The 18,346-nt window shown below is 62.1% G+C and carries 20 protein-coding genes; 10 read left to right on the top strand and 10 right to left on the bottom strand.

Features of this window, described 5'->3' with window-relative positions; genetic code table 11:
* Window positions 1-39: 39 nt before the first annotated feature.
* Window positions 40-294, bottom strand: a complete 255-nt coding sequence (locus tag AC1RQK_RS00410; RefSeq protein ID WP_183031900.1) for a hypothetical protein — start codon at window positions 292-294, stop codon at window positions 40-42.
* A gap of 89 nt (window positions 295-383) precedes the next feature.
* On the bottom strand, window positions 384-1,142 hold the full coding sequence (locus tag AC1RQK_RS00405) for a CDP-diacylglycerol diphosphatase (RefSeq protein ID WP_492807089.1): 759 nt from the start codon (window positions 1,140-1,142) through the stop codon (window positions 384-386).
* A gap of 486 nt (window positions 1,143-1,628) precedes the next feature.
* Between AC1RQK_RS00405 and AC1RQK_RS00400 the strand changes: the two genes are divergently transcribed.
* Window positions 1,629-1,850 (top strand): DUF3562 domain-containing protein, encoded by a 222-nt coding sequence (locus tag AC1RQK_RS00400; RefSeq protein ID WP_492372160.1) that lies wholly within the window; start codon window positions 1,629-1,631, stop codon window positions 1,848-1,850.
* A gap of 354 nt (window positions 1,851-2,204) precedes the next feature.
* Entirely contained in the window at window positions 2,205-3,530 is a 1,326-nt protein-coding gene (gene yjjJ / locus AC1RQK_RS00395; RefSeq protein ID WP_492807087.1) for a type II toxin-antitoxin system HipA family toxin YjjJ, read from the top strand.
* A gap of 96 nt (window positions 3,531-3,626) precedes the next feature.
* Here yjjJ and AC1RQK_RS00390 read toward each other — a convergent pair whose 3' ends face one another.
* Together AC1RQK_RS00390 and AC1RQK_RS00385 are read right to left on the bottom strand one after the other, a co-directional pair.
* Window positions 3,627-4,649, bottom strand: a complete 1,023-nt coding sequence (locus tag AC1RQK_RS00390) for an SGNH/GDSL hydrolase family protein (protein ID WP_492807085.1) — start codon at window positions 4,647-4,649, stop codon at window positions 3,627-3,629.
* A gap of 410 nt (window positions 4,650-5,059) precedes the next feature.
* Window positions 5,060-5,623, bottom strand: a complete 564-nt coding sequence (locus tag AC1RQK_RS00385) for a TetR/AcrR family transcriptional regulator (RefSeq protein ID WP_492387134.1) — start codon at window positions 5,621-5,623, stop codon at window positions 5,060-5,062.
* A gap of 174 nt (window positions 5,624-5,797) precedes the next feature.
* On the opposite strand from AC1RQK_RS00385, the gene AC1RQK_RS00380 reads away from it, so the two are divergent.
* The 4 genes from AC1RQK_RS00380 (at window position 5,798) to AC1RQK_RS00365 (ending at window position 10,359) form a co-directional block, all read left to right on the top strand.
* Window positions 5,798-6,853 (top strand): sugar phosphate isomerase/epimerase family protein, encoded by a 1,056-nt coding sequence (locus AC1RQK_RS00380; protein WP_492807083.1) that lies wholly within the window; start codon window positions 5,798-5,800, stop codon window positions 6,851-6,853.
* A gap of 74 nt (window positions 6,854-6,927) precedes the next feature.
* Complete coding sequence (locus tag AC1RQK_RS00375; protein WP_492372156.1) at window positions 6,928-7,809, top strand: alpha/beta fold hydrolase; 882 nt, start codon at window positions 6,928-6,930, stop codon at window positions 7,807-7,809.
* Window positions 7,799-8,737: an alpha/beta hydrolase gene (locus AC1RQK_RS00370; protein ID WP_492807081.1), complete on the top strand. Its 939-nt coding sequence runs from the start codon at window positions 7,799-7,801 to the stop codon at window positions 8,735-8,737. Before AC1RQK_RS00375 ends, AC1RQK_RS00370 begins: the two co-directional genes overlap by 11 nt.
* 278 nt (window positions 8,738-9,015) lie before the next feature.
* Entirely contained in the window at window positions 9,016-10,359 is a 1,344-nt protein-coding gene (locus AC1RQK_RS00365) for an MFS transporter (RefSeq protein ID WP_492807079.1), read from the top strand.
* 130 nt (window positions 10,360-10,489) lie between these two features.
* Here the strand turns inward: AC1RQK_RS00365 and AC1RQK_RS00360 are convergent, their stop codons facing one another.
* Together AC1RQK_RS00360 and AC1RQK_RS00355 are read right to left on the bottom strand one after the other, a co-directional pair.
* Window positions 10,490-11,053, bottom strand: coding sequence for an RNA 2'-phosphotransferase (locus AC1RQK_RS00360; RefSeq protein WP_492807077.1), 564 nt, complete (start codon window positions 11,051-11,053; stop codon window positions 10,490-10,492).
* Window positions 11,054-11,444: 391 nt separating this feature from the next.
* Window positions 11,445-12,017, bottom strand: coding sequence for a histidine phosphatase family protein (locus tag AC1RQK_RS00355; protein ID WP_492807075.1), 573 nt, complete (start codon window positions 12,015-12,017; stop codon window positions 11,445-11,447).
* A gap of 353 nt (window positions 12,018-12,370) precedes the next feature.
* Between AC1RQK_RS00355 and AC1RQK_RS00350 the strand changes: the two genes are divergently transcribed.
* Window positions 12,371-12,754, top strand: coding sequence for a DUF2946 family protein (locus tag AC1RQK_RS00350; protein ID WP_492372129.1), 384 nt, complete (start codon window positions 12,371-12,373; stop codon window positions 12,752-12,754).
* A gap of 89 nt (window positions 12,755-12,843) precedes the next feature.
* Window positions 12,844-13,797 carry a TonB-dependent receptor gene (locus AC1RQK_RS00345; protein ID WP_492372128.1) on the top strand — a complete coding sequence of 318 codons (954 nt, stop codon included), beginning with the start codon at window positions 12,844-12,846 and terminating at the stop codon, window positions 13,795-13,797.
* 50 nt (window positions 13,798-13,847) lie between these two features.
* On the opposite strand, the gene AC1RQK_RS00340 is transcribed toward AC1RQK_RS00345, so the two are convergent.
* From AC1RQK_RS00340 to AC1RQK_RS00325, 4 genes are all read right to left on the bottom strand, one after another.
* Window positions 13,848-14,291 carry a TlpA family protein disulfide reductase gene (locus tag AC1RQK_RS00340; protein WP_492807072.1) on the bottom strand — a complete coding sequence of 148 codons (444 nt, stop codon included), beginning with the start codon at window positions 14,289-14,291 and terminating at the stop codon, window positions 13,848-13,850.
* A 212-nt stretch (window positions 14,292-14,503) separates the two neighbouring features.
* Entirely contained in the window at window positions 14,504-15,367 is an 864-nt protein-coding gene (locus tag AC1RQK_RS00335) for a GntR family transcriptional regulator (RefSeq protein WP_492807498.1), read from the bottom strand.
* Between the two features lie 216 nt (window positions 15,368-15,583).
* Window positions 15,584-15,745 carry a hypothetical protein gene (locus tag AC1RQK_RS00330; RefSeq protein ID WP_492807070.1) on the bottom strand — a complete coding sequence of 54 codons (162 nt, stop codon included), beginning with the start codon at window positions 15,743-15,745 and terminating at the stop codon, window positions 15,584-15,586.
* Between the two features lie 448 nt (window positions 15,746-16,193).
* Window positions 16,194-16,436: a hypothetical protein gene (locus tag AC1RQK_RS00325; protein ID WP_150990685.1), complete on the bottom strand. Its 243-nt coding sequence runs from the start codon at window positions 16,434-16,436 to the stop codon at window positions 16,194-16,196.
* Between the two features lie 288 nt (window positions 16,437-16,724).
* Here AC1RQK_RS00325 and AC1RQK_RS00320 point away from each other — a divergent pair, with 288 nt between their 5' ends.
* On the top strand, window positions 16,725-17,402 hold the full coding sequence (locus AC1RQK_RS00320; protein ID WP_492807068.1) for a LysE family translocator: 678 nt from the start codon (window positions 16,725-16,727) through the stop codon (window positions 17,400-17,402).
* 60 nt (window positions 17,403-17,462) lie between these two features.
* On the top strand, window positions 17,463-18,266 hold the full coding sequence (locus tag AC1RQK_RS00315; RefSeq protein WP_492807066.1) for a BPL-N domain-containing protein: 804 nt from the start codon (window positions 17,463-17,465) through the stop codon (window positions 18,264-18,266).
* Window positions 18,267-18,346 lie beyond the last annotated feature (80 nt).

Genomic DNA, 18,346 nt, shown 5'->3' with positions numbered 1-18,346 from the left:
GCGGAAAGCCCTGCGCTGCAGCGCGTTCCCGGTTTCCGCTCAGTGCTCCGTATCGCCGGCGTGGGCGCTCCAGTCAATATGGTCCGAGAGATAGTGCCTGTAGGCATACTCGACATCGGCATCGGCGTCCTCATGGGCCTGGAGCGGATTGTCCCTGCACATGGGGCAAGTGTGCCGTGATGACGCTTGCGTCTGCGTGCCCTCCATCATGGTCACAAACCCTCTGTAACGCCCCCAGGGCAATTCCTCAACAGAAGTGACGAGGAACAAATCGCCGCGCTGATACGTTGCCATGGCTGCACTCCTTCATGCTGATCGGGGACATTCATTCTAGCAACGGCTTGCGCGAGCGCAACCCCGGTTTGGCAGCCTCGAAGCCGAGGTTACTCAAGCGCCGCTGGCGCGTCTTCTTGCACATCCTCTTGCGCCAGTTTGCACTGGCGGTCCAGGAAATCGCTGGCGTGTCCATTGCTGCCAGCCTCACGATCGACCGGTTGGTCCACGATGACAAAGCCGCCCGTGCCCTTGGCATCCGCCACATAAGTGACAAACACACCCCGGTCCGGCACGACTGACGCCGCCTCGCCAAGACGATGCTTGATAAGCAGGAATGGATTGACGGACAGCGCCGCTCCCGGCGAAGGCACGAAAACAGCCTGTACCGGCTTGCCCATGAACCGCAGCGCCGTCCAGGCGGTCCCGATACGCGCACTCGTGCCGGCGACAAAGTCCCTGGCATCCCGGCTGATGCAGTCCAGGTGGATATGCATCTGCTCCTGGCTGCGCGCCGCCTTAGCATTGATCGCCAGCCCCAGGATGCCATCCGGCAACGGCCGCCCGCGTGCCTGCCCGACAAACCGCCTGACGTCCCAGCCGAATGCCCACGGGTTCGGCCCGCCCTCTTCCCACAAGCCTCGTTCCTCCACGCCAGTCACGCGATGATCCGGAATGACGAGAAAATGCGAGCGGCCGATGGCATCCTTGTAGAGCACCAAGCCTTTTTCACGATCCACCACCACGCAATCGGGATGCTGCGGCGCGCCGGGTGCCAGGCAGCGCGCCTGCACGTTACGCCAGAGCCCATCCTTGGCAAACATCGCAAGAAACCCGACGTCCGCATCGGCCCAGGCACTCGTCGCCATGCATAGCACCAGCAGCAGGGCCAATCGCCGCGCCGTGGCACCAAAAGCAAAACCAAAAACAAAAAGAGCCATCAACCTGATGGCTCCACACCCCGCGAACAAACAAGCAAAGCACACCCCATCCCCAGCATCCCCGGCATTCTTGGACGCACGGTGAGACCACAAAGCGAGGGAGAGGCCAACCGACTCGTTACGACGACTACGACGATCCAGGCCTGGGGCAGTCGTGGGTATTGGCATTCAGAACTTATCCACCTGAGTCGGCATAGCCTGCATTGTGCAGGACAAATATGGCAACACGATGGCGTGTTTAGCGACGCTGCATTCCTATACTTGAGAATGCGCCTCACCGATTATCAGGCGAGTGCCTGACCAAGCCCTTTCGCCCTTTCGTCCTCAAACAACACGCGCCAGCACAGCGCCACATCACGCACCGCCGTTTCCTGCCAGGTGGCAGGCAATATGAAAACCGAATCACAGTCCTCAATGATCGCCAGGATATCCGAAGCCCTGAAAGTCCCGGTGGAGGAGGTGGAGCGCGCGTATTTCGCCGCCTGGCACGAGCTTCAGGCCGGCGCCAAGATTCACGACTACCTGCCGCTGTTTGCCGCCAGGCGCGTGACGGAGGCGTTTCGGAAACAACGGCAATCCTCAGCGCTACCACCCCCGCCTGTTCCGGCATCGGCCGCGCCGCCGCGCTACGTTTAGCAGCCGAAGGGGCCGAAGTCATCGTTGGCGCGCGCCGCACTTAAGCTAGAGGAGTGGTGGAGCGGTGTTCCTAAGACCACTGACTTTCTGCGTACCAAACGCCGCTTTGTGCGATTTTTTCCGCTTGTCCGCGTAACCCGGACACGGACACGGACAAGCCTCCTACGGCGCATACGCTCTCCCCCACTATCGATCAGCCCCAATCGAGGGGGCGCTCGACCTCCTTCTTGTTCGCGTCCGCCTGTCGCTACCCGCCCGTATCTATTCACGAGGCAGTGACCCAAGCAAGAAAACACTTCCAAACCATTGATATACAATGAATTCCTGAAATGACGATCCATTCAATATCTATTCATGCCCACCCGACCATCCGCCCTGCTGGAAATCCTTAGCGAGGGACCCGCCAACGCGGCGAGCTTGTGCCTGCGGCTGAAGATCAGCCAGCCCACGCTGTCGCGCCGTATCGCAGAAGCTGGCGACCGCATTGCGCGTGTTGGCAGCGCGCGGGCTGTGCGGTATCTGGCATGCCGGATTGTGGCGGGGCAGACGCAATTTGCGCTGTACCGTGTTACGGCTGCAGGTCGGATTGAACAATGGGGCGAGCTGCTGCCGGTCCATCCAGGCTTTATCCTACGCCAAAGTGGCGAAGACGACTGCTTGCTGGACAGCTTGCCTTGGTGGCTACAGGACATGCGCCCGCAAGGCTTTATCGGGCGGCACTGGGTGCGCCACCGTGCCGCTGCGCTAGGTTTGCCAGATGACCTGCTGAATTGGAGCGACGACCATGTGCTGGCCGCGCTGGCGGCGGGAGAGCATGATGTGCCCGGCAATCTGCTTCTGGGTGACGCAAGCCGCTCCGCCTGGCTGGCACACCAGCCGGACAGCATCGCCACGAGTGAGCGCGCACAGCATTACCCTCGCCTTGCCGCCCAATCGATGGCGGGCGAATTGGTTGGCTCCAGTGCCGGCGGGGAGCAACCCAAATTCGCCGTGCACGTGAATGGGCATGCAGTCCTCGTCAAGTTCAGTGCCGCGCAGGACAACGCGATTAGTCAGCGTTGGCGCGACCTGCTGCTGGCGGAGCATCTCGCCCTGCAACAGTTGGCCAATCACGGCCTATTAGCTGCCAATAGCGAAGTGCTGGATGCTAACGGCCAGCGTTTCCTGCAGCTATCGCGCTTCGACCGCACCCAGCAGGGTGGTCGGCGTGGCGTGGTGTCACTGGCCACCTTGGACGCGGAATTCGTCGGGCGGGCTCGCGCGACCTGGCCGGAACTCACCGAAGCACTACTCAAGCAGGCCCGCATTACGAAGCAAGCCCATCAGGATGTCTGCCGGCTATATGCCTTCGGCCGCCTGATCGGCAACAGTGATATGCACAATGGCAACCTTGCCTTTCTGCATGAAGGCACCATGCCCCTGTCACAGGCCCCTGCTTATGACATGCTGCCCATGGCCCTGGCCCCCGACCGCAGCGGCACAATGCGCGACAACCTGCCCACGTTCACACTGCCCACTCAGCCGCCGGCCAGCGTATGGCACGAAATGCTGCCGTTGGCCCGCGCATACTGGCGGCGCCTCGCCGAGCACCCGCTGGCCAGTTCAGAATTTGCGGAGATTGCCGGACGGCAGCAGGCCTGGCTCGACGAAGCCGGTCGGCAGCTCGAGCGGCTGGCCTGAGAGCAAGCACGCCCGCATGCTCTGGGGCCATGCTGGCAAAAAAACGAACGTGCTGGAACCCGACGATTCTGCTGGCGAGTCATCATTTTCCCAGGCTCAGTGACCAAGACCACTCCTGGCGATCTGCTGCTCAACGAACTGGGCGAACAATGCATGCAGGCGCGTCGCCGGATGAAGGTCGTCGGCGAACATGTAGGTCTGATCGGCATTGGCCGTCACGTAGGTAGCCGGCGAGCACAACAAGGCCGTGTCGTGAGGCGTTTTCGCAGGATCGCAGGCGACGCCGGTGTTTGACACGACGAAGCCATTGGCCTGAAAGCTCGCAATGATCTGGTTCTCCCATGTATAAGAATCGATCTGGATGACCTTGCCTTGCAGGCCATCGGCCTGCAAGGCAGCGATCAAGCTGTTGTTGAAGATCTGCGATAGCTGGGTCAGGTTTGCCCCGCCGTCGGACGAGGCGATGCCTTTGGGCGATAGTCCGACATTCGGGACATTGACCAAGACGACATGCGTGGCGCCGTTCTGGATGATCTGTCCGACTATTTGCGCCAGGGTGGTTGCCGCCGTCTGCACGGTCTGCGCCGCGGCCGGCAGTGCCCCGGCGCGAAGCACGTCGTTCGAGCCGCCCCAGACCAGCACCAGCTGATTGGCGTTGAAGCTCCCGTGTGCGGACAAATAGCTCGAAACCTGCTGGTTGACGGGCATTTCGACGTTGCCGATCACGTCAGTCAGAAAATTGTTCAGGTTTGCCGGCGTTGCCACCGTGGCGCCGCCCTCCGCATAGCCGAGGCCGCCTTGCGCACTCAACTGATGCGTGATGCCGATCGTAAACGCAGCGCTTAGCGTATCGCCATAGTATTGCGCCACATTCTGAGTCCACACTTGCCCAGGATTGGTTGTGAATCGCCCTCCGCCGACCGCGCTAGCGATCGGCGCAAAGGTCCCGACATCAGACAGGCTGTCGCCAAACGAGACAACTTGCAGCGCAATGCCGCCTGCCGGGCCGGACGCGCCACTGCTGCTACCCGAGCCGCCTCCATCCCCGCCGCATGCGGCAACCAGCGAAATCACCACGGCAAGAATCGCGGCACGTACCTGATCGATGCTTCTTTGCATGGTTTCTCCCCGCACGTTGGCCGGGCAACCGCCCCCACGTGGCGGGCCGATCGGCGGCCCGCATATCGCTCTTGCGATAGATACCTTGTCAGGCTGACGAGTGCAAAGCGCACATGGCTGCCTTGCCGCCGACCGGCGGCTCATCAGTAGCCCATCAGTAGCCCATCAGTAGCTAGACTAGCGAAGGGCTCTGCGCGATGACGCGTGACGCGTGACGCGTGACGCGTGACGCGTGACGCATGACGCATGACGCATGACGCATGACGCATGACGCATTGATTATAGTGACCTGAACGGGCCGTGCAGTCGGTACGGTGCCGGACATGGTGGACGTCCGGATGTCAATCCGGCCCAGATCAGCAAGCAGGGGCCGCACCCGGTGCAGCGAGCGCCACTCTTCCGAATCAACGTTAAGAGTCGGCTTTGCCAGGGGCTGCGGCAGCATCCAGAGCCAGCATCGCGGGCCCGATCATCGCCTGCAAGCGGGCGCGGCTGACGCCGTCGCGGGCCTGCACGGAGATGCCGTGCAGCAGCGCGCCGTAGAGATCGCCAAGCGCGGCGATGTCGGTGTCCTGCCGCAGTTCACCGCTTTGCACCGCCGCATGTAGCCGGTCAATGATGGATTGCGTGCGCTGGCGGCGATGTTCTGCCAGCCAGTCGGCCACCGGTTCGTTCTCGAGTGCGCAACTGCTGGCCGCGGACACCACCAGGCAGCCATGCGGACGGCCGCGTTTGGTGTAGGTCCGCGCCGCGTCGTTGAGCAAGCGTTCGATGGCCTGCCTGGCCGACTCCTCTTCCTGCATGGCTCGATCCGCGAAGCCACCTTCGCCTGCCTCGTAGAGCGCCACCGCTTCCCGGAACAACGCTTCCTTGCTGCCGAACGCCGCGTAGATGCGCGCCGAGGCCAGGCCCAGCGCCTCGACCAGCGTCGACATCGACGCGCCTTCATAGCCGCGCTCCCAGAACACGGTCATGGCCGTATTCAGGGCTTGGTCTCGATCAAATTCTCTGGGGCGTCCGGCCATGTTCTGCTCGTGAGTGAATGCTGTCGCGGCGTGCATTTTACCGTCGCGGCGCCGAACACGGTTGACTTCCTCATCCTTGCCATCTATTCTTTGTCGCTCAACAAACAATAGGCGGTTCAATCCATGCAAACCATCAAAGGTCCAAGTCTCCACCTCGCCCAGTTCAGCGACACGCAAGCGCCGTTCAACACGCTGCCCGCCATCGCCAAATGGGCCGCCGACATCGGCTTCAAGGCATTGCAGATTCCAGCGTGGGACGAGCGCCTGTTCGACGTGAAGACCGCAGCGCAAAGCCAGACATACTGCGACGAAGTCAAAGGGATGCTGGCCGGGCACGGCCTGGTCATCAGCGAACTGACCACGCATATCTTCGGGCAGCTGGTGGCGGTGCATCCCGCCTACGATTCAATGTGCGACAACTTCGCGCCGCCCGCGCTGCGCGGCAATCCGCAGGCGCGCTCCGCCTGGGCGCTGGAGCGCCTCGAGCTTGCCGCCAAGGCGTCGCGCCGGCTTGGCCTGACCGAGATGGGCACCTTCTCCGGCTCGTTCGCGTGGCCTTACCTGTTCCCGTTCCCGCAGCGCCCGGAAGGCTTGATCGAAGCCGCCTTCGAAGAACTCGCCAAACGCTGGTTGCCGGTGCTCAATGCCTGCGATGCGCAAGGCGTCAACCTTTGCTATGAGATTCATCCCAGCGAAGACCTCCACGACGGCGCCACCTTCGAGCGCTTCCTCGGCCTGGTTGGCGACCATCCGCGCTGCCACATCCTGTTCGATCCCAGCCACTTCGTGCTGCAACAGCTGAACTACCTGGACTACATCGACTTGTACCGCGACCGCATCCGCATGTTCCACGTCAAGGACGCCGAGTTCAACCCAAGCGGGCGGCAAGGCATCTATGGCGGATATACGTCGTGGACCGAGCGCGCCGGACGCTTCCGCTCGCTGGGCGATGGCCAGGTCGATTTCAAGTCGATTTTCTCCAAGCTTGCGCAATACGACTACCAAGGCTGGGCCACGCTCGAGTGGGAGTGCTGCCTGAAAGACCAGGAAGACGGTGCGCGCGAAGGCGTGGATTTCATCAACCGCCATATCATCCGCGTGACCTCACGCATCTTCGACGACTTTGCTGGCGCCACCGTCAACAAGGCGCAGATCGACAGCATGCTCGGCATCGCCTGACACCGACATCGCATTCATCGCATTCATCGCATCCAATGCCTCCGATGCATCCAATCCATCCACCGAAGACATCCATGCAAGACAACACCCAACACACGCACACTTATGTACGCATTGACGGCCACCGTGTGCACTGTGTCACCGCAGGCAGCGGCCAGCCGGTTCTGCTGATTCCCGGTTGGCCGCAGACGTGGTTCGCCTGGCGCCATGTCATGGCGGCGCTCGCACAACGCGGCTTTCTCGCCGTCGCGGTCGACCCGCCGGGCACTGGGCATTCCGACCGGCCGCCCACGGGCTACGACACCGGCGCCACTGCCCACACATTGCACCGCGTGATGGCCGCACTGGGCCATGGCCGCTATCAGGTGGTCGGCCACGATGTGGGCATGTGGGTGGCCTACGCGCTGGCCAGCGACCATCCCGACGCAGTCACGCGGCTGGCGCTTACCGAGGCCGTGATCCCCGGACTTGCGCCTGCGCCGAGCATCTTCGCCCCGCCTGCCGAGAACAAGTTCCTGTGGCACTTCATGTTCAACCAGGTAGCCGATCTGCCCGAGACGCTGATCGCCGGGCGCGAGGCCGCCTACCTGAATTTCATGTTCGACCAGTGGTCCCATCGTCGCGACCGCGTGGCCGTGGACACCTACATCGCGGCCTATTCGGCGCCGGGCGGCCTGCGCGGCGGTTTCGCCTACTACCGCGCGATTCCGGAAACAGTGCGGCAGAACCGCGAACGCGCAAAGCGCAAGCTGGCGATGCCGGTGCTAGCCATCGGCGCGGAGCACGCGACCAACGATGCGCCACTGGAGACGCTGCGCGACAACGCCATCGACCTGCGCGGCGTGGTGGTGCCGGACTGCGGCCACTTCATCATGGAGGAGGCACCAGAGGCATTCATCGCTGAACTGCTGCCGTTCCTGGAAGCGCAGCAGGGAGGGCATGCGCATGTCCGTTGATGTAGATATCGTTCGCTTCCTGGCAGCGTTACCAGCAAGTGTCGGTGAGACGTCGCTAGTGGAAATGCGCCAGGCCACCGAACGAGATTTGCCTGCGCTGCACGGCCCCTTGCAGGAAGTGGCCGCGATCAAGGTGTTCAGCGTGACAGCCGATGACGGCTACGAGATCAGGATTCGCGGCTACTGGCCGACGGCGTCGCGGCAAGCTGACGCGCCGCTGCCTGCCATCGTGTTCGCGCACGGCGGCGGCTGGGTTCTCTGCTCGCTGGCGCTTTACGACAACCCCTGCCGTGCCTTGGCCAACGCCACCGGCTGCGTGGTGCTGTCGGTGGACTACAGGCTCGCGCCCGAGCACAAGTTCCCTGTGCCGCTGGAGGACGTGTATCGCGCGGTGGTGTGGGCATTCGACAAAGCTGCGGAACTCGGCATCGATCCAAAGCGGATCGCTGTAGGCGGCGACAGCGCCGGCGGCAACCTTGCCGCCGCTGCGGCCCTGTTGGCACGCGACCGCAATGGCCCCGCCATCGCGCATCAGTTGCTGCTGTATCCCGCGTTGGACAGCGCGATGGACTCGAACTCCTACGCCGAATTTTCCGAGGGCTACTACCTGACGCGAGATGTGATGGCATCCTGCTGGTCGGCCTACCTGCGCGGACCGGCGGACAACGGCTCGCCGTATGCGTCGCCGCTGCGCGCAGAGCGGCTCGATGGCCTGCCACCCGCCATCATTCTGGTCTGCGAGTACGACCCACTGCGCGACGAAGGCGAGGCTTACGCCCGCCGGCTCGCCGACGCGGGCGTCATCGTGCAACAGACTCGCTTGCCGGGCATGGTGCATGCCTGCATCCACCTGCTCGGCGTGGCGCCTGCTGCGCAATGCCTGTTCGATCGCGTCGGCGCGATGATGAAAGCGGCGCTACGGGCGTAACCGTCGGATGCCACTCAGGCGCGCAACGCGCCGGACGCTACCGGATGAACCTGGTGGACGCTGGGCAGGCCATCGCGCCGCCCGCGAGCAGCGCGTCATATCGCTCGCGGGCGGCATTCTCCGCGCGAATGCGGTAGGCGTGGGAACATCGAGTCCCATTTTTTACCTACACGTTTCCCGCACTGACGCTCTATTCTGTTAACCATGCCCGGTGGCGCAGCCCGCACATGCACGGGAGCCCCTCCGATTGGTTTTCCGAGGACGTGTACGTGGCCCCCATGTCCAAGAACTTCAAACGCGCCTCTACGAAAACGCCGGCCGCATCCGCTCGTCACGGTGCCGAGGGCAGCGACCGAACCCTGCTGTATTTCGGTTGCCTCACCCTGTTCATCTATCTGGCAACGCCGGCGGGTTTCCTGGTTGATGTACAGACGTCGTACATACTCAAGAACCAGTTGCATGCAACGGCAACGCAGATCTCGACATTCCGGCTGGTTACGGGCATACCCGTGTACATCGCGTTCGCTTTTGGCCTCGCGCGCGACCAATGGAACCCGCTGGGATTGCGCGATCGTGGCTTCTTCCTGATTTTCGCTCCGGTGACCGCGGTGGCATTCGTCTGGATAGCGTTTTCAGGTTTCTCATACGCGGGACTGGTCATCGGGATGCTGCTGGCAATGCTGTCGTCCCGATTTGTCGCCGCGGCCTATCAGGGCTTGATCGCCTTGGTGGGCCAGGAAAAACGCATGTCCGGGCGCCTGAGCGCGCTGTGCAACTTGGTCAGCTCCGTCCCGGTCGTTGCGGGCGCGTTCGCTTCCGGGTACATCTCCGATCATCTTGCCGCGAAAGAAGCCTTTATCCTGGTGGCGACGGTCACGTTATTGATTGCCGCGCTGGGGCTCTGGAAGCCCGTTTCCGTCTTCGGCCAACTCTACGATCAGCCGCAAGCCAGGGGCGCGGATCTCCTTGGCAACGTCAGCAGGCTGGCGAAGCATAAGGCCGTCTATCCAGCGGTTCTCATCTGCTTTCTGTGGAACTTTGCGCCAGGATCGGCCACTCCGCTACAGTTCTATCTGACCAATGTGCTGCATGCATCGGATTCCATTTACTCGTACTACAACGGGATCTTTGCCGCCGCGTTCATCCCGACATTTTTGCTGTATGGCTTTCTGTGCAAGAAAGTACCGCTGAACAAGCTGCTGTGGTGGGGAACGATCGTCGCAGTGCCACAGATGATTCCGCTAGCATTCATTCACTCAGCCAATCTCGCGCTTGTGTTGGCGGCTCCGATAGGGCTGATGGGCGGTGTAGCCACGGCAGCATATCTCGATCTCGCGATGCGGTCCTGCCCGCCTGGCTTGCAAGGCACCTTGATGATGCTGGTGGATGGCGTACTCGCGCTCTCGGCGCGTGCCGGGGATCTATTGGGCTCATGGATCTATAACAGCAGCCCAACGCACGGATTCACCTATTGCGTGATCGCGACGACCGTGGTGTACGCCCTGATCCTGCCCTTGATCCCGCTGGCGCCGAAAGAATTGATTGCTACCAAGGATGGCGAACCCAACCCGGAGGTCGAAGCCAAGGTGCTGAGCGAGATCCGGGGAGCCGAGCGTTCATAGACTCCCGCAGCCTGGGCAGGAGCAGCTTAGTCGAATCCTCAGCCAGGAGCGGCCGACTGTGGCAACTACCGGTTGAATCTGCAACCCATAGCGGTCATTCGACCCTCCTCAAATGGGACGCTGAGTGGCCTCAGCCTACGGTCTTCGGCACATCGAACGGCTGTATGAACTGAGGCGGCACCGCTACAGTGAGCCAGACGTCGTTCTGCGATTGGAAGAAGACATGACCCAACTCGTGCATCTTCTCGGACTCCACTCTCAACACTCTAGGGCTGCCATGCCGACGCCCAACGGCAAGCGCTGTAGGAACGTCCGCTGACAGATGCACGTGCTGCCTGCTCTGGGGCTTCAAGCCTTGCTCCTGGATGGCAGGAAAGAACCTGCTTGCAGTACCATGGAAAAGATGGGTAGGCGGCTTTAGCGCTTTGAGACCAAGATTCACGTCCACCGAGTGTCCCTGGTTAGCTCGAATCAATAGACCGTCATCGCTCATGACAAACCGTCTTTTGTCGCTGGTTGCCACGATTCGTTCAAGCATTTCGCGATCAATTCGCTTTCCATGCACGTTGGCCTGTCGTAGAAGCACCTCGACATCCGTCCAACCGGCATCATTCAACGAGACGCCAATTGTTTCCGGTGCGTGCCTGAGTACCAGACTAAGGAACTTGCTCATCGACTTCAGATCTTCACTCAACTTGCCCACTCCTGATATTCCGGAAGCATACATGTCTGAACCCAGTTCTTTATGTCAGTGTAGAAAACAGTGATGGACCACCAGGGCTCAAGCCACTCCATGCATCTGTCCTGCTTCAAAGGCTGCTCTTGGTTACCAATTCGGGCGTCGACACTGGCTGTGGAATCAACCGGTCGATGCAAGAGATTGATGGGATCATTCAGCCGCTGCGTGCCGCATCGCAAAACCTGCGGCCCAGCCGAAACTGCCACCTCTCGCGCTTGCTGCATCTTGTGCCAGATGAGACCGGTCGCGACCAGACCAACGCTCAGATCGCATCTCCAAAAAGCGCATCACCGCAAAGTAGCTCACAAAACGTTGCAGAAAGCAGCTAGCGGGCTGTCGCCGTACCTTAACCCTGATTCATCCGATAAACCTTGGCACTCCAGTACCGGTTACCATCGCTTCTCTCCTGCGTCCATCCGGCTGCCTTTAACTGCTTGGCGATCATTCGATTCATGAATCCGTGACCGAGCAGCAGAACTGGCCCTTCGCTGGCAAGGGATTGAAGTCGTTGCGCTGCCGTATTGGCTCGCATCCTGGCCTTACGGGCAGACTCGACCTTACCTGAGAAACCGCACAGCCATAAGATCCGGAGAATAAATGCCCATGTAAACGGCGAAAGACGCGGCAGCGTCCATCGCCCGTAGGGCAGCTGCGCCTCGCAGAACATCTCGTCGACCAGGGTGGGCTGAAGGCCCAGCGCCCGAACGGATGTCAGCGCTCGGGGCGCGCTGCTCGACACGATCACTTTGGCGGTAGCGGCGAGCCCCACGCTAGCTTCCGGGGCGGGCTGGTCAATGATTTCGGATAGATCATATTGCTCAATCCAGCGTTGCATATCGCGTGCCGAAACCTTGTCGAACACGGCCAGATTCGGCTGGCCGTGCCGCATTAAGGTGATTTCCCTGTTCACTGTATTCATGTCCTTGCTGTTCAGTGAGTGCAGAGGATACACGCTGCGGGTACTTTGTCTGAAGGCTTGATGCCAAGCTCCTTAATGACAAGTCACCGGAAACAAAAAGAGACATCGACTTGATGGCGCCGCATCATGCACCACCGCTTTCGTGGTGTAACGCACAAAGAGCAGGGAAATCCCGGCGTAGGCTCACTATGACAAGGGAAGGGACAATGAATGCCCGATGCTACACATGGCAGCCACGATGTCAGTGGGTGCGGCTTTGTGTCCCACCCGGGATCACGCAAAACGAGGACTGAACGCGTCGGCTTTGGCGGCCACCCACCACGATAATCAGCGACCCATTTTCTCTGCACGATATGTCGTTCGCACATCGGCTCATCTTGTGGCTTGCGCTGCTTGGCATGGCGTTGCACGCGCCATGGCCGATGATGGCCCACGCACAATCGGCCGAGGGGGTGATAGATCACACAATCTGCAGCGCAGGCGGAAACCGCGTCGTCTCCAGCGATGATCAAGTGGCGCCCGATGAGGACGCTCCCGGGGACCACCAGAGCCTCGACGATCGCCTCTGCTGTCTGCTCTGCGCGGACATCGGCGGCACGGATGCGATAACGCACGCCCCACTTGTGTTTCTGCCTCACCTCAGCCAGCTTGGTTTCGTGCGGGCAGTGCCACAGCGCAATGCGTATCGGCCTCCGGGCATCCTTCGCGCGACAGCTCGAGCGCCACCCTTGGCATAGGCACCATCGCCTGACCACCCGCGCGCGCCAAAAGCCCGCGCTCTTGCCACGGGCGGACCACCGGTTCGCCCCCGTATGCCCAGAACGCCATGAATCCGATCCTTCGCGCCGGCACCACAGGTGCCGCCCTGCTATTCCCCACCTTTGCGTTCGCGTGCGCAAGCTGCGGTTGCACGCTGAGTTCCGACTGGGACAGCCAAGGCTACTATGCCGATGCAGGCCTGCGACTCGACCTACGCTACGACTACCTGAACCAATCGCAGTTACGATCCGGCACGCACGCGGTCGACCGCGGCAGCCTCGCTGTCCCGAACGACCGCGAAGTCGAGCAAGGCACAATCAACCGCTACACTACGCTCGGCGTCGATTACAGCTTCAACGCCGATTGGGGCGTCAATGTCCAGGTGCCCTATGTCAGCCGGACCCATACCACGATCTCGCCAGGAGACACGGACGTATCCGGCTCGTCCGGCAACGGCCTGGGCGATGTGCGCGTGGTGGGCCGATACCAGGGACTCCTGGAGAGCAAGAACTTCGGCCTGCAATTCGGCGTCAAGCTTCCAACAGGAGGTTTTCACCAGAACTTCAATTCGGGGCCTTCCGCCGGCTCGCCGCTTGACCGTGGCCTGCAGTTTGGCACCGGCACTACCGACCTGATGGCGGGCGCCTATTACTATGGAGCGATAAGCCAGGATTTCGACGGCTTCGCCCAAGCGATGCTGCAGGTGCCGCTAGATTATCGGGAACAATACAAGCCGGGCATGTCCCTGTCAGTCAACGCCGGGGTGCGGTATTTGCATTTTGAAGCTGTTACGCCGCAGTTGCAGATCAACACCAGAATTGCCAAGCGAGACCTTGGCGACAATGCCGACACCGAAAATAGTGGCGGTACCCTGGTTTATCTGAGCCCGGGCGCCACGGTGAACATCAGCAAGCACGTCAAGCTCTACGCCTTTGTCCAGGTGCCAATCTACCAGCGGGTCAACGGGCTGCAACTGGCCCCTCGCTGGACGGGTACGATCGGCACCCGCTACGTCTTCTGACCGAGTTGAACCGGCTGGGGGGCGCAGCTTCCGGCCGGCGTCGCGGTAGCCTAACGCTTGAGCAGCGGCACGACTTGCTTCTCGAGCAATTCCAGGTCGACAGTGGGCTCGGCATGCCAGCCATCCCTGCGCAGGATGCCGTTCTGGTCGATCACGAATGTCACCGGAATTCGCCACAGGCGGCCGAAGCCCTTCACGTCGGCATCGCCAACGAAAGCCAGCGCAAACGTGTAGGACTTCATTACCGCCTGCGCCTCGGCCTGGTCGCTGGGCTTGTCAATGCTGACGGCAATCACGTCCACGCCTTGCGCGTGATGTTCTCGATAGAACGCTTCAAGCGCTGGCATTTCTTTGCGGCATGGCGCGCACCAGGTCGCCCAGAAGTTGATGATCGTAACTCGGCCCGCCGCGGCGCTCGGCGTGACATGGCGACCATCGGTGAGCTTGATGTCGAAAGCCGGGACCGCCTCGCCGACCTCCAGTCCGCCGGCCATGGCCGAAACCGACCATAGCGCACAAGTCAGAACCGCCAGCATGCGCATATTGAGGACACTCCAATGCCATTCGGTAGTCCACATTTTACGGCCGGCATGCCGGCCGTAGAACCGGCCCTCACCGGGCCAAGCGCCTAAGCGCCTAAGCGCTTCCGAAGGGTCAGGTTGACCATTGACGATTGTCTTGGCCAGCCGTGTGAAAACAAGGTGTGTTAACTCGACCTCAGCGTGAACGCCAGGAGCAGCACATTCACGATGAGCAAGCCGTACAGGATCGCCATGCCTGCGGAGATGGCCCGACGCCGTTCATGTTTAGGCGAGGCGCGCCGATCTCGCTTGCGTTTCCAAAGCCAGGCCACGCCAATGCTGAAGGCGGCAAAGCCCATCAGCAAGCCTGACAACAAGCCTGGCGATAAGCCTGGCGACACCATGGCGCGAGAGGCTGGCTCGGGCGGGACTTGCCCGGTTTCGATCGAGGCGGGCGGCGCCTGAACGTCGGCGACCGCCGGCGATGTCGGCTCGCTCGATTGCGCGCTCTCTGGCACGGCAGCCAACTGAGTCGGCGTCGCCGGGTCTTGCGCGGGAGGTGCCGGCTCCTGCTTTGGCGGGACAGAGGCTGCAACGGCGGTGCTCGGCACAACGGTCGTGCTTGGTACAACGGGCTTGCTCGGCACAACGGCGGGCCGTGCCGGCTTCATGCGGGCAACGTCCCGCCACCGCCACCATTCATGGAACAGGCTATCAAGACAGCGCACGGACCCGCAGGCATCGCGCTTGCTGCGCCAGGCGCGGACGTCGGCATCGTTGGTGACGCCGCTGTGCAGCAGCCTCTGCTGTTCGGCATAGATGCGCTCGTAGCGCGTCGAAAGCTCCGCGTTATCGCAGACCAGGTGCTTGTTGCGCGGGCGCCCGTCGGTCGCCAGGCCACATCGCATCCCGTTGCCGTTTGGATCTTCACAGCGGACCGATCCCGCGCCGAACGCTGACTTACAGTCGATGTCGGAGGCCTGCGCCCCATGCAAGACAGACAGGCCAAGGACAACGAGCACGGCCAGGTGTCCTATGACCCTGTTCATCACGGCTCCTCATCGACGCGGCCACATCGGCCTTGAGATTCAACATAGTCGATGGCTGCATGGGGCTGCAAGCGCGCGATTGGTGACGCGATCGGCAGCGCGTGTTGTAGTGCACTTTGTTTGGCGCCGCCAAGCTGCGATGCGCGCGAAGTACCGTATCGATGTCATGCGCCGCGCGCCCATCTTCCCCCCTGTGGCTAGACGGCCGGCCAGCCATCATCCATCGCCGCCCTCCCCCTCACCCTCATCGTCCTGGGCGGCCAACTCGCTCAGCACCAGCGTTTCATGCGCGAGCACGGCCGCCAGCGAAAGCAGATGGCTCTGCGTCTCTTCGGTGATGTTGCACAAGGAGCCGCCAGCAGCGTTCTCGACAGCCACCGAAAGCAGCGCGTTGAGTTGCGCGGTTTTCTCGGCGGCGAGGCTTAGCGGGCTTTCGGAAAGGGCGTGGGCCGTGAGGAAGGTGTCACGCCCGGCGCGCTAGGCGGTGATGTTGTAGTGCGGGTACCTATGCATCGGGCGCCCTCCGTTGGCAGGCGCGCAGGCGCTGGCAGAGGATGGCTGGCTTGGAAGATACGATTTGCCCGGGACGAGCAAGCGAAGACTGGGGCATGGGTATGCCTCCTTTTTCACGCGGATTGATGGCGGATTGGTCACCTTTTTCCGCGGGCTGCTAAACCCGGTCGCTGTGCTTGCAACGACCTGCGCAGTATAACGGCACAAAGTACGCTCCAAACCACCCGCCACAAAAAGTCACACTGCTACACCATCAGCCGGCAAAAAGCACCAAATCGACGTTTACCAGCCCTTTCCTGGCTTCAACCGCACCCTAGGCCAGCCGTTTCGCCAGCTCCGCACCGTGGGCAAAACCGGCTGTCTCCGCCGCGTCCGCCGTGGGGAACAGGTCTGTTACCTTGGACGATTCCAGCAACGTCCCGGCGGCCCGGATGTTCGTGCCCGGGCGGCAGACCCGCACCGTGTACTCCCAGACCGTGGGCGTTCTCGGCCGCACCTGTACTTGTACTTCATGGGTCTCGAAAACCCGCTTCTTCCACGCGTATTCTTTAATCATGGCTGTCTCCGCTTTTTATTGGAGAACCGCAACCTCGCCGGGCGAACGCTAGTCGTTCAAGCGCGCATCGCAAGCGCCATAGCGGTTGCGGGCTACCGTTGCGTTCTAACCATCATCGTATCAAAACACGCAATGTCTGCTCATCTCGTGCAATCCCGGCTTGCATTTTTGCCAATTGCGCAACACATGGCGCGGCAACGCCGGGCATGCCAGGCACTGGACAATCTGCCGGCGGGCAATCATCCTATGTCTCCCGCCCGCCCACGTGTGCGCCAGCCAGATTGCACCATGACGCTCCCTACCCTGCTGCTCTTCATTTTTGCCTCGGCCGTGACCATTGCCACTCCCGGTCCGACCGTGCTGCTGGCCCTGAACAACGGCTCCAGGCACGGCGTACGCAAGGCGTGCTGGGGCATGGCCGGGGCGCTCGCGGCCGACATCATCCTGGTCGTCACCGTGGCCGCGGGGCTTGGCGCCGTGATCGCCGCGTCCGAGGTTGCCTTCGAGGCGATCAAATGGTTTGGCGCCGCTTACCTGGCGTATGTGGGGTGGAAGATGCTGCGCTCAGGCAAGGAGCCGCAGACGGTACCGGAGACAACACCGGAGCCGACACCGGATACGCCTTCGGATTCCGCTGCCGCCCGGACGCCGGCATCGGCGCGAGGCCGCGTCCTGTTCTCACGCAGTTTCCTGGTGGCGCTGACCAATCCCAAGGCGCTGCTGTTTATCTCGGCCTTCCTGCCCCAGTTCATCGATACGAGCGCGGCGTTGCTGCCGCAATACGCCATCCTGACGCTGGCCCAATGCCTGCTGAACCTGGCCGTCATGCTGGTGTACGCGGCGCTGGGCGCACGCATTGTGCACGCCTTTCGTGGTGACGGCATGCGCTGGCTGAACCGGCTGTCGGGCGGCACGCTGATTGCGCTGGCTGGCGGGCTGGCGTTTTACCGCCGCGCGCAAACCTGAGGCACGCAGCACCGCTGCCACACTATCGCGCCCAATCGGGCAAAAAAGGGCCAAACCATCATGCCGAAGCCCCAGATCCTGACCTATATCGACGCCGGCACCTCCGACGGGACCTCGCGCCTGATGCGGATGATCGGGCAGCAGTTGCTTCCCGGCGCGTACGAGATCCGGGCGGTCATGGCCGACGACATCCGGCAGGACGAAACGCTCTTTGATGATGCCGTGATGTTTGTCATGCCGGGCGGTGCGGACCTGCCCTATTGCGCAGCCCTGAACGGCGCGCCCAACGCGCGCATCCGGCGCTTTGTCGAAGAAGGCGGCGCCTACCTCGGCATCTGCGCGGGCGCGTACTACGCCTGCAGGGAACTCGCCTTCCATGCCGGCACCGAAGGTGCCATCTGCGGCCCGCGCGAACTGAGTTTCGTGGATGCTGTCGCGGTTGGCTGCTTGCCCGAACTCACCCGGGGCGTCGCGTATGACGCAACACCGCGAAGCACCGCGGCAGCAGAAATACGCACCACCCATAGCCTGACCCATGCCCCGATCACGCTGTATGCGCACTACCACGGCGGCTGCCGCTTCGACTTCGGCGATGCAACAAACCACGCGGCGCAGATCCTGGCCGTGTACACGGGCCTGGAAGGCACCCCGCCCGCCATCGTCAGCGCCCCCGTGGGCAAGGGCTGCGCCATCCTCACAGGCATCCACCTGGAGATCTCGGACCGCGAGTGCAAGGACGCCCTGCGCGGACACAGCGACATGACGGCGCACCTGCACGTTTGCCGCAAGCTGGCGCAAACGGGAGATGCCCGGCTGGCAGTGTTTCGCCACTTGCTGGCGCATGCCGGGTTGATGCTGGGCTGACTGGCTGATCTCGATACCCACATCGAGCCGGAAAACCTCAGGCCAGTAACCAACGGATTCCGGCTCCGGGCCTCTTCGAT

It is taken from the genome of Cupriavidus sp. GW822-FHT02D05, assembly GCF_058802485.1.
Note: the sequence above shows the minus strand (reverse complement) of the source record. Positions and strands in the feature narration are given on the sequence as shown.